11 protein-coding genes and 1 pseudogene are annotated in these 15,509 nt (G+C 71.5%); 9 read left to right on the top strand and 3 right to left on the bottom strand.

Annotated elements, in window-relative coordinates; translation table 11 throughout:
- Both ACFXPK_RS30330 and ACFXPK_RS30325 read right to left on the bottom strand, forming a co-directional pair.
- Positions 1 to 1,156: pseudogene (locus tag ACFXPK_RS30330) on the bottom strand (hypothetical protein); the annotation flags it as partial.
- A 5-nt stretch (positions 1,157 to 1,161) separates the two neighbouring features.
- The gene (locus ACFXPK_RS30325; protein ID WP_385002867.1) at positions 1,162 to 2,139 is read right to left on the bottom strand and encodes an SMI1/KNR4 family protein; all 978 of its coding nucleotides are present in this window, start codon (positions 2,137 to 2,139) and stop codon (positions 1,162 to 1,164) included.
- A gap of 427 nt (positions 2,140 to 2,566) precedes the next feature.
- Between ACFXPK_RS30325 and ACFXPK_RS30320 the strand changes: the two genes are divergently transcribed.
- The 4 genes from ACFXPK_RS30320 to ACFXPK_RS30305 all read left to right on the top strand — a co-directional run bounded on the left by ACFXPK_RS30320 (position 2,567) and on the right by ACFXPK_RS30305 (position 8,478).
- A complete protein-coding gene (locus ACFXPK_RS30320; RefSeq protein ID WP_385080305.1) occupies positions 2,567 to 3,139 on the top strand; it encodes a YwqJ-related putative deaminase in 573 nt (190 codons plus the stop codon).
- A gap of 2 nt (positions 3,140 to 3,141) precedes the next feature.
- Positions 3,142 to 3,675 (top strand): SUKH-3 domain-containing protein, encoded by a 534-nt coding sequence (locus tag ACFXPK_RS30315; RefSeq protein ID WP_385080304.1) that lies wholly within the window; start codon positions 3,142 to 3,144, stop codon positions 3,673 to 3,675.
- Positions 3,676 to 4,036: 361 nt separating this feature from the next.
- Positions 4,037 to 7,501, top strand: coding sequence for a DNA polymerase III subunit alpha (locus ACFXPK_RS30310; RefSeq protein ID WP_385080302.1), 3,465 nt, complete (start codon positions 4,037 to 4,039; stop codon positions 7,499 to 7,501).
- Positions 7,498 to 8,478: an ImpB/MucB/SamB family protein gene (locus ACFXPK_RS30305; RefSeq protein ID WP_385080300.1), complete on the top strand. Its 981-nt coding sequence runs from the start codon at positions 7,498 to 7,500 to the stop codon at positions 8,476 to 8,478. Before ACFXPK_RS30310 ends, ACFXPK_RS30305 begins: the two co-directional genes overlap by 4 nt.
- Positions 8,479 to 8,585: 107 nt before the next feature.
- Here the strand turns inward: ACFXPK_RS30305 and ACFXPK_RS30300 are convergent, their stop codons facing one another.
- Complete coding sequence (locus ACFXPK_RS30300; RefSeq protein WP_385002852.1) at positions 8,586 to 9,926, bottom strand: sensor histidine kinase; 1,341 nt, start codon at positions 9,924 to 9,926, stop codon at positions 8,586 to 8,588.
- Positions 9,927 to 10,597: 671 nt separating this feature from the next.
- On the opposite strand from ACFXPK_RS30300, the gene glmU reads away from it, so the two are divergent.
- The 5 genes from glmU to ACFXPK_RS30275 all read left to right on the top strand — a co-directional run bounded on the left by glmU (position 10,598) and on the right by ACFXPK_RS30275 (position 15,280).
- Positions 10,598 to 12,046 carry a bifunctional UDP-N-acetylglucosamine diphosphorylase/glucosamine-1-phosphate N-acetyltransferase GlmU gene (gene glmU, locus ACFXPK_RS30295; protein ID WP_385002846.1) on the top strand — a complete coding sequence of 483 codons (1,449 nt, stop codon included), beginning with the start codon at positions 10,598 to 10,600 and terminating at the stop codon, positions 12,044 to 12,046.
- A gap of 130 nt (positions 12,047 to 12,176) precedes the next feature.
- Entirely contained in the window at positions 12,177 to 13,154 is a 978-nt protein-coding gene (locus ACFXPK_RS30290) for a ribose-phosphate diphosphokinase (protein ID WP_385002843.1), read from the top strand.
- Positions 13,155 to 13,398: 244 nt separating this feature from the next.
- Positions 13,399 to 13,983, top strand: a complete 585-nt coding sequence (locus ACFXPK_RS30285) for a 50S ribosomal protein L25/general stress protein Ctc (protein WP_385002840.1) — start codon at positions 13,399 to 13,401, stop codon at positions 13,981 to 13,983.
- Between the two features lie 102 nt (positions 13,984 to 14,085).
- Positions 14,086 to 14,682, top strand: a complete 597-nt coding sequence (pth, locus tag ACFXPK_RS30280; RefSeq protein ID WP_385002837.1) for an aminoacyl-tRNA hydrolase — start codon at positions 14,086 to 14,088, stop codon at positions 14,680 to 14,682.
- A 76-nt stretch (positions 14,683 to 14,758) separates the two neighbouring features.
- On the top strand, positions 14,759 to 15,280 hold the full coding sequence (locus ACFXPK_RS30275) for a hypothetical protein (protein ID WP_385002834.1): 522 nt from the start codon (positions 14,759 to 14,761) through the stop codon (positions 15,278 to 15,280).
- The last annotated feature ends 229 nt before the right edge of the window (positions 15,281 to 15,509 follow it).

Below are 15,509 nucleotides of genomic sequence, written 5' to 3'. Positions count from 1 at the left end.
GGGTCGCCCCGGGCACGCCGGGCGCCCCGGGCGGCGGCGGTACCGCCCCGGCGCCCCCGCCCCCGCTCACGCGCGCGCCACGCGGCGGTACGGATGCCTTGCTCGTCGCGGCGTCGGCGATGTCACCGCTGCCGGAGCCGCCGCCGGGAGCGCCCGGGGCGCCGGGGGCACCGGGAGCACTCGGGGCACCGGGAGCCGGAGTGCCCGGGGCCGGGGCCGGGGTTCCGGCCTCCGGGAGGTTCAGCGCGGACGCCAGCGCCGTACGGGGCAACTGGCTGCCGCCGGACATCAGCGCGGTCGGCGCCTCGGCGGCCGAGCTCGGCGGCGGGGTGTCGTCGTCGTCCGCACCGGCGAGCGGCGGCGCGAAGACCGTCGCGGGCAGCGGTACGGAGCCGTCGTCCGGCGAGGCGGACGTCTCGCTGGTGTCGATCCCGGTCCAGGGCGTCGCCCCGGGCGGCGTGGCGGGCACCCCGTCGTTGGCCGTGGGCTCGTACGCGGCGGGGCGGGCCGAGCTGCCCTGCGAGGCGTTGGCCGGGGGCGTCCCGGCCGCCCCGGCGCCGTAACCGCCGCCGAGGGAGGCACCGGCGCCCAGGGAGCCGCCGCCACCGGCGAGGGAGGCCCCGCCGCCGAGGGAGCCGCCGCCGGGACCGCCGGACGCCGGAGCACCCGGAGTCCCGGAAGCACCAGGGGCACCCGGAGCCCCAGGAGCACCGGAGGCCCCCGGGACGGCGGAGGGCTCCGGGGCGGCGGACGGGTCCGCCGGCTTCCTGCGGTCCGGAATGCCGATCTTGTCCGCCGCGTCCTGAAGCCACTCCGGCGGCGTCAGCAGGAACGACGTCTGGTTCAGGTCGATGCGCGCCGGTGCCTCGGGCGCCGCGGCGGCCTGCGGCTCGCCCCGCGTCCCGTACTCCTCCTCGTAGCGGCGTATGACCTCGCCCACCGGCAGCCCCGGCCAGAGCGTGGCCTCACCGCTGTCCCTGGCGATCACCAGCCGCTGCCGGCCGCCGTCGGACGTCGGACCGTTCTCGCGGTCCTCCGCCCATGCCACGAAGCCGAGTTCGAACTCCCGCACCCGCACCTCGCGGTGCTGGTAGCCGGGCGCGTCGCCGTTCACCCAGTCTTCCGCGCGCTCCTGCGCCTGCGCGAAGGTCACCACCGCGCTCACCCCTCCACCGGGACGGCGCGCGCGAAGCCGCCGTCCACCATCAGGTTCGCCACGGTCTCCAGCTCCGGCGGGCTGCCCGCCAGCCGCAGCAGGAACGCGTCGAAGTCGTCGCCGCACTCCAGGAGCAGCCGCTCGACCCGCTCCTGGACCCCCCAGCCGTCCCGGTCCCGGGCGTCGTCGTACGCGGAGAACCAGACCGAACCGGTCCGCTCGCCCCGTACCTTCACCGCGAGCAGTCCGCCCTGCACGAAGGCGACCGCCAGGTAGTCCTTGGTGAGATGGTCCCGCAGGCACTTGTTGACGTAGACGAGGTCGTTGACCGCGGCCTCGTCGCGCACCGTGAAGAACGGCTGGTCCACCAGGAGCCCCAGCTCCGCGTCGAGCGCGGCGCCCACCGGGGCGCAGCCGCCGGCGGCCTTCAGGAACGAGCGGTAGGCGCCCGGCAGCCGGTAGCCCAGGTCCTCCTCCACGCCCTGCACCTGCTGCTCACCGACCGACACCGACGCCTTCGGCAGCCCGAAGTGGGCCGGCCTGGTCTCCTGGAGCGGACGCGTGCCGCGCTTGCCGTGGTCCACCTGTGCCGTCGCCAGACCGCCGTGGTGCCGCAGCAGCGCCTTGACCTCGGCCGGTACCAGCTCCATCCGGCGTGAACCCGCCACGTGGTGCCAGGTCCAGCCGTGCGGCGTGGCCACCGGCGCGATCGTGTCCCACAGTTCGTGGCCCGTCGCGGCCAGCGCCGCGTTCGCGGACACGTAGTCCGTCAGCCGCAGTTCGTCCACGCCGAACCCCTCGGGGGGCTCGGCTATCTCCGCGGCCGCGCGCGCGTACGGCGCGAAGTCCGGGTAGCCGTCGGCGTCCACCCGTACACCTCTGGGATGCCGGGAGGCCCGGACCGGGTCCGGGAAATGCACGACCTGCCCGGCATAGGCCGCGTTCGGTGGCGCGGCTTGCTGCCCGAGCCGACCTGTCGTCATGGCGGTTGCCCCCTGCTGCGCTTCCGGCTGGTTCCACAGCCCTGGTTCAGGACAGCCTATGCGGTGGGGCAAGAGGTGCCCGCGACGCTCCTCCCCCGGCCCGATCCCGCCTCCTCCCCCGGCCTGATCGCGCCCCCGCCGGGCGCCCGTACCGCCTCCGTACGGTGACAGTCAGCTACGTACCCCGCACGGCAACGACCGTCCCGCCGGGGATCCCGCCCCGCCCCTCGCACCCGGTGACCAACGGTCGCACCCCGCGTGACGCAGCGACGATTCCACGTCACGATCCGCACCGATCCTCGCCGATCTACGCGGATCGCATCCCCAGTTTCCCCACAGTGCGTCACATTTGGCAGGCTGTCCCAGCAACATGGGGGGCGTGACACCGGCGGCTACCGGCCGCCGGTGAGGGGAGGGGACCAGCACCATGCACACCGCACAGCACACGGAGCGCGCCGAGTACACCGCTCCACGCACCACCGGCGGGGCCGACGCCTCGGGCGCCCCCGTCGCTCCGCGGGCCGCCGGCGACCCGCGTCTGAGCTGGCGTTCCACCGAGGCGCAGCTCCCGCCGACGGTCCGCCGCCGCAGGGACGGCATCCTGCCGGCCGTCGCCGCCGCGCTCTCCGTCCGCGGCGAGACCCTCACCTGCACCGCGGGCAAGGCCGACCAGCCGCCCGCCCTCCACGCCCTCGTACAGGACTTCCTCGACACCCTCACCAGCGGCCAGCGCGAACGGTTCACCGGCCGCTGCCCCGAGGCCATACTGCTCTCCCGCCATCTCACCGCCGCCGAGGCCGCCCGCTCCAAGAGGGCGAGACGAAAACCCCTGACGCACAGCGAGGCCCGGCGCTCCCTCAAGCACGCCAAGCTGACCGCGCGCCGTATCCGCGAGGACGGCGACCCGCTGCACGGCAGCTACGCCCCGCCCTGCCGTTCCTGTACGGCGCTCCTCGCCCACTTCGGCGTACGGCCCGTCGACCCCACCGAGAACGGCTGACCATGCCCGACCCCCAGCGCACCGGCCACCCGCACCCGCGGCAGCACCCGCACGCGCACACCAGCACCCGCTTCTCCGTCCCGGTGGACGCCGCGCTGCGCGACGCCGGCTGGCTTCCGGGCCGCTGGGACATACAGCGTGCCGAGGAGTGGGCGGACGTGCTGCGCGCCCATGTCACCCCGGCCGGTCACCGGCTCAGCGTCTTCCCGGCCGCCGTCGAGGCGTGGGCCGAGTTCGGCGGTCTGCGCATCACCGCCCCGGGCCCCGGCCGCCAGATCGCGCCCGCCGTGCTGCGGATCGACCCCACCGCCGGGCTCCACCACGCCCGTACCCTCACCGATCTCGGCCGGTCGCTGGAGACGGAGCTGAGCCCGCTCGGCGAGGAGGGCGAGGGGCAGGCCGTACTCGCGATCGACAGCGAGGGCCGCGTGTACAGCATCGACCACACCGGGGACTGGTACCTGGGGCCGGACATCGACCTGGCGCTGAAGACGCTGATCACCGGTCTCGAACCGGCCCGCCTGACCTCCCCCTGAGACACCCCTCCGTCCTCCCCCGAGGCACCCCTCCGCCCTCCTCCTGAGACACCCCTCATTCGTCACGGAGAGTTATCGACGCGGGCGGGGCCCCCGCCCCGCCGCGCGCCGTCGCGCGCCCTCATGGGTGACGTACGCCACCACGCGCCGGACGGGGGGCGCCGTCGCGCCCAACTCCACCGCCGGGACACGGATGTGACGGAGGGACGCCCGTCCCGTCCGTCCGCCTCACACCCCCACTCTCGATCACCTGTACGAAAAAAGTCGCTGACCGGGGAGAACGCGACTAGAGTATTCGAACGAGAGTACGAGACAGCCATCGGCAGGGTGACTGAACGGGGTGGAGTGACGGAGGTGCGGCATGACCGGCTACACGCATCTGCACGTCGCGTCCGGATACTCCGCCCGCTACGGCGCCGCCCACCCCGAGCACCTCGCCCGACGGGCCGCCGAACGCGGCATGACCGCACTCGCGCTCACCGACCGTGACACCGTCACCGGCACCGTGCGCTTCGCACGCGCCTGCGCCGCCACCGGAATCCGCCCCCTCTTCGGCATCGACCTCGCCGTGGAACCCCTCGCCCCGCCCCCGCCCGCACAACGGACCCGCACCCCCGCACGCGGCGGCGCCCATGTCGTCGAACCCGCCCTGCGGATCGTCCTGCTCGCCCAGGACCGGGCCGGCTGGGCCCGGCTGTGCCGCATCACCTCGGCCGCGCACGCCGGAACCGCGGCCGGCGCGGCACCGGTCACCGTCGGATGGGACGCGCTGCGCGCACACGGCGGCCCCGGCCTGACCGTGCTGCTCGGCCCCGTCTCCGAACCCGTACGGGCACTCGCGGCCGGCCGGGACGACATCGCGGCACGGCTGCTCGCACCCTGGCACGAGATCTTCGGGGACGGCGTACGGCTGGAAACCGTCCTGCACTCCCGGCCCGGCACCGCACCGGGATCCCTGCGGCTCGCCGCCCGCACCCTGGCCCTGGCCGACCGCACCCGTACCACCGCCGTACTCTCCAACGCCGTCCGCTACGCCGACCCCGACCAGCACCGGCTCGCCGACGTCCTCGACGCCGCCCGGCTGCTGCGCCCCGTCGACCGGCGGAGCCTGGACGGCGGCCAACGCTGGCTCAAGGACGGAACCGCCATGGCGGACGCCGCCCGGCGCATCGCCGCATGCGCCGGAGCCGACCCCCGACGGGCCGCCCGGCTGCTCGCGGACACCACCGCCACCGCCGACGCCTGCACCGTCGACCCCACGGCCGACCTCGGCCTGGGCGCCCGGCACTTCCCCGAACCCGCCGTGTTCGGCGCCGGATCCCCCACGGACGGCACGGACGGCGCCGCCCGCCTGCTGCGCCAACGCTGCGAAGCCGGACTGATCCGGCGCGGCCTCGACCGGGACCCCGCCGCACGCGACCGGCTGGACGAAGAACTCAACGTGATCTCGACACTCGCGTACGACTCGTACTTCCTCGCCGTCGGCCAAGTCGTCACCGACATCCGCGAACTGGGCATCCGCGTCGCCGCCCGCGGCTCCAGCGCCGGCTCGATGGTCTGCCACACCCTCGACATCGCCACGGCCAACCCCCTCGACCACCGGCTGCTGTTCGAACGCTTCCTCAGCCTGCGCCGCGCCTCCCTCCCCGACATCGACATCGACGTGGAATCCGCCCGACGACTGGAGTGCTACGACGCGATCTTCACCCGGTTCGGCCCCGAACGGGTCGCGGTCACCGCCATGCCCGAGACCTACCGGGCCCGCCGCGCCCTGCGCGACACCGGACTCGCCCTCGGCATCGCCCCCGCCGACATCGACCGGATCGCCAAGAGCTTCCCCCACCTACGGGCCTCCGACATCACCGGCGCCCTCGCCGAACTCCCCGAACTACGCCCCCTCGCAGCCGAAGCCGACCGCTACGGCCCCCTGTGGGAACTCGCCGAAGGACTCGACTCCCTGGTCCACGGCATGGCCATGCACCCCTGCGGAGTGATCATCAGCGACGCCACACTCCTCGACCGGCTGCCCGTACAACCCACCCCCCAGGGCGACTACCCCATGGCCATGGCCGCCAAGGAGGAGATCGAAGCCCTCGGCAACATCAAACTCGACGTCCTCGGCGTACGGATGCAGTCCGCGATGGCCCACGCCGTCGCCGAGATCGAACGCGCCACCGGCGACCACATCGACCTCGACAACCCCGAACAGGTCCCCCTCGACGACGTCTTCGCGTTCAAACTCATCCAGGAGAGCCAGACCATCGGCCTGTTCCAACTCGAATCACCCGGCCAGCAGGACCTCCTCTCCCGGCTCCAGCCCCGCGACCCGCAGGACGTCATCGCCGACATCAGCCTCTTCCGGCCCGGCCCCGTCGCCGGAGGCATGCCCGAGCGATACATCGCCGCACGCCACGGCGGCACCCCCCAGTACGCCCACCCCGACCTGGAACCCGTACTCGCCGACACCTACGGCGTGACCATCTGGCACGAACAGATCATCGAAACCCTGACCATACTCACCGGCTGCGACCGCGCCATGGCCGAAATCGCCCGACGCGCCCTCGGCGACAAGAACCGCCTCCCCCGGATCAGAACCTGGTTCCACGACCAGGCACGCACACGCGGCTACAGCGCGGCGGTCCGCGACGAAATCTGGCGAACCGTCGAATCCTTCGGCGCCTACGGATTCTGCCGCGCCCACGCCGTCGCCTTCGCCGTACCCGCCCTCCAGAGCGCCTGGCTCAAAGCCCACCACCCCGCCTTCCTCCTCGCCGGACTCCTCGAACACGACCCCGGCATGTGGCCGACCCGCGTCATCGTCGCCGACGCCCGCCGACGCGGCGTCCCCGTCCTGCCCGTCGACATCAACCACTCCACCGCACACCACACCGTGGAACGGACCGACAACGAACAATGGGGCGTACGCCTCGCCCTCTCCGCCGTCCACGGCATCAGCGAAGAAGAAACCACCCGCATCGAGAAAAGCCGCCCCTACAGCTCACTCTCCGACTTCTGGCAGCGCGCCCACCCCAGCAGACCCGTCGCCGAACGCCTCGCCGAAATCGGCGCCCTCACCCCCCTCCACGACGGCCGCCTCACCCGACGCGACCTGCTCCTCCAGATCGCCGAACTCCACCGGGCCACCCGCACCCGCACCGCCGGCACAGGCCAACTCCCCCTCTCCACCGAAGCCGTCGGCGGAGCCGAACCCAGCGGCCTGCCCGAAATGACCGGACGCGAAGCCCTCGGCGCCGAACTGACCACCCTCGGCATCGACGTCACCCAGCACCTGATGGTCCACCACCACCGACTGCTCCGGGAGATCGGCGCCACCGACGCCGCCCACCTCACCACCCTGCGCGCCGGACAACAGGTCCTCGTCGCCGGAGTACGCGCCGCCACCCAGACCCCACCCATCGCCAGCGGCAAACGCATCATCTTCGTCACCCTGGAGGACAGCTCCGGCCTGGTCGACCTCGCCTTCTTCGAAGACTCCCACCCCGCCTGCGCCCACACCGTCTTCCACAGCGGCCTCCTGCTGGTCCGCGGCACCGTCCAGATACGCGGCACCCGCCGCACCGTCGTCGGCACCATGGCCTGGGACCTGGACCTCATCGCCGCCACCCGCCGCGACCACGGCCCCGAAGCCGCCCTCGCCCTCCTCGGCGCCGACCACCCGCACCCCACCCCCGCACAACCCCACCGCACCCTCACCGACGGCACCACCGGCGCCCGCCTCCACCCCTACGCCGACCTCCAGCCCGCCGGCACCCGCACCGCCGACCTCAAGAAACTCGGCTACACCAGCCCGGGGAGCGCGGGATGACCACACGCCGACAGCACATCGCCCACCTCCACCTCCACGCCCTACCCGACGAGAACCGCTACGCCGACGCACTCGACCTGCTGACCGGCATCACCCCCCACGTCCGCGCCGTACCCCCCACCGCCGTCCAACTCGACCTCACCTCGGCACTCCGCTACTTCGACCTGCCCCCCTACGACCTGGTCCAACTGGCGAAACTCCGGCTCAAAGCCCTCTACGGCATCGACAGCAGCGCCGGCCTCGCACCCAACCCCATGCTCGCCACCATGGCCGCGGACGCCTCCGCCCCCGGAGAAACCACCTGGGTCCCCGCCGACCACGCCGCCGACTGGCTGCGCCCCCGCCCCCTCACCGCACTCCCCGGCACCGGCCGCACCACCGCCGCCACCCTCGGCGGCTACGGCATCCACACCATCGGCCAGATCACCACCCTGCCCGCCACCACCCTCCAACGCCTCCTCGGCGCCGCCCCCGCACGACTCCTCGCCGAACGCGCCCGCGGCCACGACCCCCGCCCCTTCCTCCCCGAAGCACCCGCCGCCCACCTCACCACCGACCTCGTCCTCGACCGCGACAGCCTCGACCCCACCCAGCACCACCGCGCCGTCCTCGGCCTCGCCCACCACACCGGCCAGCGACTGCGCCAGGAAAAACAGGTCGCCGCCCGCCTCACCCTCACCGTCCGCTACGCCGACCGCAGCTCCACCACCCGCACCAGCACACTCCCCGAACCCACCGACCACTCCCCCGCCCTCGTCACCACCGCCCTCGGCCTCCTCACCGTCCTCGGACTCCAGCGCGCCCGCGTCCGCGCCTTCACCCTCCGCGCCGACGGCCTACGACCGGCCACCACCGCCTTCCGCCAGCTCACCCTCGACCCCGGCGACACCCGCGCCCGCGCCCTCGAAGCCGCCGCCGACCGCGGACGCCACCGCTTCGGCCGGCAAGCCGTACGCCCCGCCGCACTCGCCGACTGACCCACCGGCCACCAACCCGCACACAGGCGCCCGCACGGGCCCGAACACACCAAAGGGGCAGCACCCGCGCCCCTCCGCACGCAGACACCGCCCCGCCACCCTCGAACTCACACAGCCGCACCCCGCCGGTCCGGCAACACCGCCGACACCCGGAAACCCCCCGCATCCGTCTCCCCCGACACGAACACCCCGCCCAACGCCGTCACCCGCTCCCGCATCCCCACCAGCCCATTCCCCCCACTCGGCAACCCCGCGTCCTGCGCACCACCATCCGAAGGCCCGTTCTCCACCTGCATCGCCACCTCCGCCTCCCGATGCGCCAACCGGACCATCACCTTCGCCCCCGCCGCATGCTTCAGCACATTCGTCAACGCCTCCTGCACCACCCGGTACGCCGTCTGCTCCACCTCCCGCGCATACGACCGCGACTCCCCCTGCACCATCAGCTCCACCACCATCCCCGTATCCCGCGACTCCCCCACCAACGCCTCGATGTCCCCCATCCCAGGACCGTCCTCCGCCGCCGCGGCAGCCGCCGCGGCAGCCGCCAGACCCACCGACGCCAACGGCACCACCGACGCCGCCCCCGCCACCCCGTCCGCCTGCCGCGCCGCCACCTGCTCCCCCGCCCGCAGCACCCCCAGCATCTCCCGCAACTCCGTCAACGCCTGCCGCCCCATGTCCCCGACCAGAGCCGCGTTCTTCACCGCCTTCTGCGGATCCTTCAACGCCACCGCCTGCAACGCCGCCGCATGCACCACCATCAGACTCACCCGGTGCGCCACCACGTCGTGCATCTCCCGCGCGATCCGCGTCCGCTCCTCCGTACGCGCCCACTCCGCCCGCTGCTCCGCCCGGTCGGCCAGCAACGACAACTCCTGCTCCAGGCTGTCCGCCCGCTCCCGCAGGCTCTCCATCAGCCGCCGCCTCGCCCCCACGTACAACCCCAGCAGCAACGGCGGCGCCGTCAGCCCCACCGACATCAGCACCGCCACCACCGGCACGTACCACCGCGCCGAGTCGATCCCCGTGTCCACCACGTTCCGCGACATCCGCACGGCCGTCACGATCAGCGTCCCCGCGAACGACATCCCCGCCAGCGCCCCGATGATCCGGCGCGGCACCTCGGAAGCGGCCAGCGTGTACAGGCCGACCAGGCCCATCAGATAGCCCATCTCCGCCGGCGTGATCGCGATCGACACCAGCACCACCGCGAACGGCCACCGCCGCCGCACCAGCAGCATCGACCCGGCGATCAGCCCGAACAGCACCCCCACCGGCACGGGCAGCACCGCGGTCTGAGCGAACTGCGCCCCCTGCAACCCGCACTCCAGGGCCGACACGATCGCCAGCCCCACATCCAGCGCGACACTCCGCCGCCGCTCCCACCACCAGTAGCCACGGGCAGCCATGCCCGCAGAGTCCTGGTGTGCCCCCGTTGTGGTCATGTCTCCCAGCCTAAGGGGGCCCGCACCCCAATATCCGGCGACCTCGGGACCCCGGATCACGACGCGCCGCGCCGCGAACGCAAGCCGATCACTCGAACTGGTGAATCGCCCGTACATTCGAGCCGGAGGCCCGCATTCCGCAGGACGATCTGACGCATGACGACACTTCCCGGCACATACGCCGACTTTGAAGGACTTCGCGCCCAGGTGATCGCGCTGCGCAGGCAAGGCTCAGCCTGCGGCAGATCCGTGATCAGTTCATCAACAGCGATCCCACCGTGATCAGGCTCTACTTTCGCCAGAAGACAACCCTTAAAAGGCACAACCCGAAGACCACCCGGAAGAACATATCGGACACCTATAAGGGGTGCCTCATCATCTACGTCGCCAAGAGTGCCGATCTCTACCGTCGCGTAGAGGGCACCTGGTACGGCATAGTGTTGGGTGCTGAGCGAGCGACCTGACCGAACCTTCGGTCCGGCCGCTGATCCCCCATGGTGTAACCAGGCAGCACTGCAAGTTTTGGTCTTGTCGGTTCAGGTTCAAATCCTGATGGGGGAGCCAGCGCAGTTCGGGTCCCGACCTCACCGGTCGGGACCCGTCCTCGTTTACGCCGCGCTACCCCCCGGTATCCTGCGATTGACCATCACCCGAAGCCGAAGGGCATCCCCGTGAGCGCCAACCGCCCGGCAGCCGTCATCGTCCTCGCAGCGGGTGAAGGTACCCGCATGAAGTCGAAGACCCCCAAGGTCCTGCACGAGGTCTGCGGGCGCTCGCTCGTCGGACATGTCGTGTCCGCCGCGCAAGAGCTCGACCCGCAGGAGCTCGTCGTGGTCGTCGGCCACGCCCGCGCGCAGGTCGAGGGCCATCTCTCCGCGGCGTACGCGGGTGTGCGCACCGCCTATCAGGCCACCCAGCTCGGTACCGGGCACGCCGTGCGGATGGCGCTCCAGGAGCTGGGGAGCACGCCGCACGGGACCGTGGTCGTCGTCTGCGGGGACACCCCGCTGCTCTCCGGGGAGACGCTGAACGGGCTCGCCTCGGCGCATGCCGCCGACGGGAACGCGGTGACGGTGCTGACCGCCGAGGTGCCGGACGCGACCGGGTACGGGCGGATCGTGCGGGACGGGGCGAGCGGCGCGGTCACGGCGATCGTCGAGCACAAGGACGCGACCGACGCGCAGCGGGCGATCCGGGAGATCAACTCGGGGGTGTTCGCGTTCGACGGGCAGTTGCTCGCGGACGCGCTCGGCAAGGTGCGTACGGACAACAGTCAGGGTGAGGAGTACCTGACCGATGTGCTGGGCATTCTGCGTGAGGCGGGCCATCGGGTCGGGGCGTCGGTGGCCGGTGATCACCGGGAGATCCTGGGGATCAACAACCGGGTGCAGCTCGCGGAGGCGCGCCGGCTGCTGAACGAGCGGCTGCTGGTGCGGGCGATGCTGGCCGGGGTGACGGTGGTGGATCCGGCGTCGGTGTCGGTGGATGTGACGGTGACGTTCGAGCAGGACGCGGTGGTGCATCCGGGGACGCAGCTTCTGGGTTCGACGCATCTGGCGGAGGGCGCGGAGGTGGGGCCGAACTCGCGGTTGAAGGACACGGCCGTGGGCGCGGGTGCGCGGGTGGACAACACGGTGGCGGACGGTGCGGAGGTGGGTGAGGGCGCGACGGTGGGTCCGTACGCCTATCTGCGGCCGGGTACGCGGCTGGGGGTGCGCGCGAAGGCGGGCACGTATGTGGAGATGAAGAACGCGACGATCGGTGAGGGTACGAAGGTGCCGCATCTGTCGTACGTGGGGGACGCGACGATCGGTGAGTACACGAATATCGGTGCGGCGAGCGTGTTCGTGAACTACGACGGTGAGGCGAAGCATCACACGACGGTCGGTTCACACTGCAAGACGGGTTCGGACAACATGTTTGTGGCGCCCGTCACGGTCGGGGACGGTGCTTACACCGCTGCCGGGTCGGTGATCACGAAGGATGTACCGGCGGGTTCGTTGGCCGTGGCCCGTGGCCAGCAGCGGAATATCGAGGGTTGGGTGGCGCGGAAGCGTCCGGGGAGTGCCGCCGCGCAGGCGGCGGCGTCGGCGTCCGGGGGCGTCGCGGGGGAAAGCTGACCGGAAAGAGGCGCACCGATCACGGCGTACCGTGATAACTGCACATCTGCACGATTCGGCTGGCTTGCAGGGACGCCTCGCAGGGACGCGCGGGCTCGGCGGCCATCAACACGTCTGAGGAGACAGTGCTGTGACCGGGATCAAGACGACCGGCGAGAAGAAGTTGATGCTCTTCTCCGGCCGCGCCCACCCCGAGCTGGCCGAGGAGGTCGCGCACCAACTCGGTGTCGGAATTGTGCCGACCAAGGCGTTCGATTTCGCCAACGGCGAGATCTATGTCCGCTATCAGGAGTCGGCCCGCGGTGCGGACTGTTTCCTGATCCAGAGCCATACCGCTCCGATCAATAAGTGGATCATGGAGCAGCTCATCATGATCGATGCTCTGAAACGGGCGTCGGCGCGGAGCATCACGGTGATCGTGCCGTTCTACGGGTATGCGCGTCAGGACAAGAAGCACCGTGGCCGGGAGCCGATCTCGGCGCGGCTGGTGGCGGATCTGATGAAGACGGCGGGTGCGGACCGGATCTTGACGGTGGATCTGCACACGGACCAGATCCAGGGCTTCTTCGACGGTCCGGTGGATCATCTGTTCGCGCTGCCGGTGCTGGCGGATTACGTGGCGGGGAAGGTGGACCGGTCGAAGCTGACGGTGGTCTCCCCGGACGCGGGCCGGGTGCGGGTGGCGGATCGCTGGTGCGACCGGCTGGGTGCGCCGCTGGCGATCGTGCACAAGCGGCGGGACAAGGATGTCGCGAATCAGGTGACGGTGCACGAGGTCGTCGGCAATGTGTCGGGCCGGGTGTGTGTGCTGGTGGACGACATGATCGACACCGGTGGCACGATCTGTGCGGCGGCGGACGCGCTCTTCGCGCACGGTGCGGAGGACGTGATAGTCACGGCGACGCACGGTGTGCTGTCGGGTCCGGCGGCGGATCGTCTGAAGAATTCGAAGGTGAGCGAGTTCGTGTTCACGAATTCGCTGCCGGATCCGGGCAATCTGGATCTGGACAAGATCACGGTGCTGTCGATCGCGCCGACGATCGCGCGGGCGGTGCGTGAGGTGTTCGAGGACGGTTCGGTGACGAGCCTCTTCGAGGAGCAGGCGTGAGCGCGGGCCGCTGACGCCGGTGGCCGGTTGTCGGCTGTCCGGGCCGGTGGCCTGCTGAAAGATCGATTTCTGGGGCGGCCTCCCCGCCGGGTAGACTCATGGAGTTGCTCGGCGAGGGAGGCCGCACCTGTGTGCGGCTGGTCCGTTATCGACGCGCTCTTCGTAGCAGGCCCGTTGTGGCCGGGTGACGGCCCGATTTCCTGTTCCGCGGGAATCCGCGTTACTTACGAGGAGTGCGTCAGCCATGGCTGAAGTGAAGATCAGCGCCGAGATCCGTACCGAGTTCGGCAAGGGTGTGGCCCGCCGTACGCGTGTCGCCGGCAAGGTCCCCGCGGTCGTCTACGGCCACGGTGCGGACACGGTCCACGTCACCCTGCCGGGTCACGACCTGATGATGGCGCTGAAGACGGCGAACGCGCTGATCAGCCTGGACATCGAGGGCCGCAGCGAGCTGGTCATCCCGAAGGCCGTGCAGCGCAACGCGATCAAGGGTCACATCGAGCACGTCGACCTGCTCGCGGTGAAGCGCGGCGAGAAGGTCTCCGTCGAGGTGGCGGTGCACACCGAGGGTGACCTGGCGCCGGGTGCGAACCTGCTGGAGAACGTGCTCAACACGCTGACCGTCGAGGCCGAGGCCACGCACATCCCGGAGTCGGTCACGGTCTCCGTGGAGGGTCTGGACGCCGGTGCGTCGATCCTGGCGAAGGACGTTCCGCTGCCGTCGGGCACGACGCTGGTGACGGACGAGGACGCGGTGGTCATCCAGGTTCTGGCCGCGCAGGCCGAGGAGCCGGCGGACGAGGCCGAGGCCGAGGGTTCCGAGGGCTGATCCTCCGGACGGTTTTCACGGGGTGGCGGGCCTGTCGGGCCGGCCACCCCGTTCGCTGTATCCACCTTCTGTTGTACGAGTGCGCGAGGAGAGTCGGCTCGGATGTCCATGGATGCCAATGCCCCCTGGCTGATCGTGGGCCTGGGGAATCCCGGGCCCGGTTACGCGGCCAACCGGCACAATGTCGGGTTCATGGTGGCCGATCTGCTGGCGGAGCGGGTCGGCGGCTCGTTCCGGCGGGCGCAGAAGGCGCAGGCGCAGGTGGTGGAGGGCCGGCTGGGGGGTCCTGGTCCTGCGGGCCGGCGGGTGGTGCTGGCGAAGCCCGCGTCGTACATGAACCTGTCGGGTGGTCCGGTGACGGCGCTGCGGGATTTCTACAAGGTGGAGACGGCGCGGATCGTGGCGGTCCATGACGAGCTGGACATCGACTACGGGGTGCTGCGGCTGAAGCTGGGGGGCGGGGACAACGGCCACAACGGTCTGAAGTCGATGACGAAGGCGATGGGGCCCGAGTACCACCGGGTGCGGTTCGGGATCGGCCGGCCGCCGGGGCGGATGCAGGTGGCGGATTTCGTGCTGAAGGATTTCTCGTCGGTGGAGCGCAAGGAGCTGGCGTATTTCGTGGATCGTGCGGCGGATGCGGTGGAGGCTCTGGTGATGGATGGGCTGGAGCGCGCGCAGAGCACGTACAACTCCTGACAAGTCGCCGCATTGCCGTGCTTTCCCCGGCCCGTGGTTTGACCGGGCGCGTTCCCATGGCCAAGGATCCGGCCCTATGAGCCCTGTGAGCCCTGGGAAGCGGAAGAAGGGGGCCGGCAAGGGGAAGCGCAAGCCGGCCCCGTCGGCCCGTATCGTCTCGTTCGGTCATCGGGCGGTGATGGCTGTGATCGTGCTGTTGCTGCTGGTGGCGGGCGTGTGGACGTCGTGGAGCGACGCGCAGCACGTGGTGCTGTCCAAGGGCCGGGAGCACGGGACCCTGACGGTGACGGGGTGCCGGGACGGCGTGTGTTCGGGGCGGTATGCGGCGGATGGTCCGGGGGGTGAGCCGGGGCGGATGACGATCGAGGAGTCCGTCGCGGTGCGCAAGGGTGACCGGCTTCCGGTGGTGGTGAAGCCGGGGACGACGGAGCTGGTGCGTACGGGGACGGCGGGTCTGCTGTACGCGTGGGTGCCGTTGGGTGGTGCGCTGCTGCTGGCGTCGTTGGTGATCGGGGGCGGGCTGCGGCTGACGCGGACGGCGTGGGGTGTGGCGGTGGCGGGCGGGGTGCTGCTGGTGGCGACGTTCTTCGCGCTGTGAGCGGCCCTCTCAAGGCCCCTTGAGCCGTCCCTGTGCGAGCCGTCCCGGTGTGAGCCGTTCCTGTGCGCCGTCCCGTGCGCCGTCTCTTCGTGTCATGACGTACGTACGAGGTCTGCCCCCGCCCGGGGATCCGGGGGCGGGGGCGACCCCCGTAAGGGGGGGGGCGGGGCGCCCGGGGTGGGGTGTTCGGCGGCGTCGCCCGTGTGCGGGATCAGCACAGCGCGGGGCG

It is taken from the genome of Streptomyces sp. NPDC059142 (assembly GCF_042755665.1).
Classification (GTDB): Bacteria; Actinomycetota; Actinomycetes; order Streptomycetales; family Streptomycetaceae; genus Streptomyces.
This window is presented reverse-complemented; position numbering and strand designations above follow the sequence as displayed.

Coding starts and splice junctions, on each gene's coding strand:
- ACFXPK_RS30320 (WP_385080305.1), top strand. CDS start 2,567: ATGCACACCGCACAGCACACGGAGCGCGCCGAGTACACCGCTCCACGC.
- ACFXPK_RS30300 (WP_385002852.1), bottom strand. CDS start 9,926: ATGACCACAACGGGGGCACACCAGGACTCTGCGGGCATGGCTGCCCGT.
- ACFXPK_RS30275 (WP_385002834.1), top strand. CDS start 14,759: ATGAGCCCTGTGAGCCCTGGGAAGCGGAAGAAGGGGGCCGGCAAGGGG.
- pth (WP_385002837.1), top strand. CDS start 14,086: ATGTCCATGGATGCCAATGCCCCCTGGCTGATCGTGGGCCTGGGGAAT.
- ACFXPK_RS30325 (WP_385002867.1), bottom strand. CDS start 2,139: ATGACGACAGGTCGGCTCGGGCAGCAAGCCGCGCCACCGAACGCGGCC.
- ACFXPK_RS30305 (WP_385080300.1), top strand. CDS start 7,498: ATGACCACACGCCGACAGCACATCGCCCACCTCCACCTCCACGCCCTA.
- ACFXPK_RS30310 (WP_385080302.1), top strand. CDS start 4,037: ATGACCGGCTACACGCATCTGCACGTCGCGTCCGGATACTCCGCCCGC.
- ACFXPK_RS30315 (WP_385080304.1), top strand. CDS start 3,142: ATGCCCGACCCCCAGCGCACCGGCCACCCGCACCCGCGGCAGCACCCG.
- ACFXPK_RS30285 (WP_385002840.1), top strand. CDS start 13,399: ATGGCTGAAGTGAAGATCAGCGCCGAGATCCGTACCGAGTTCGGCAAG.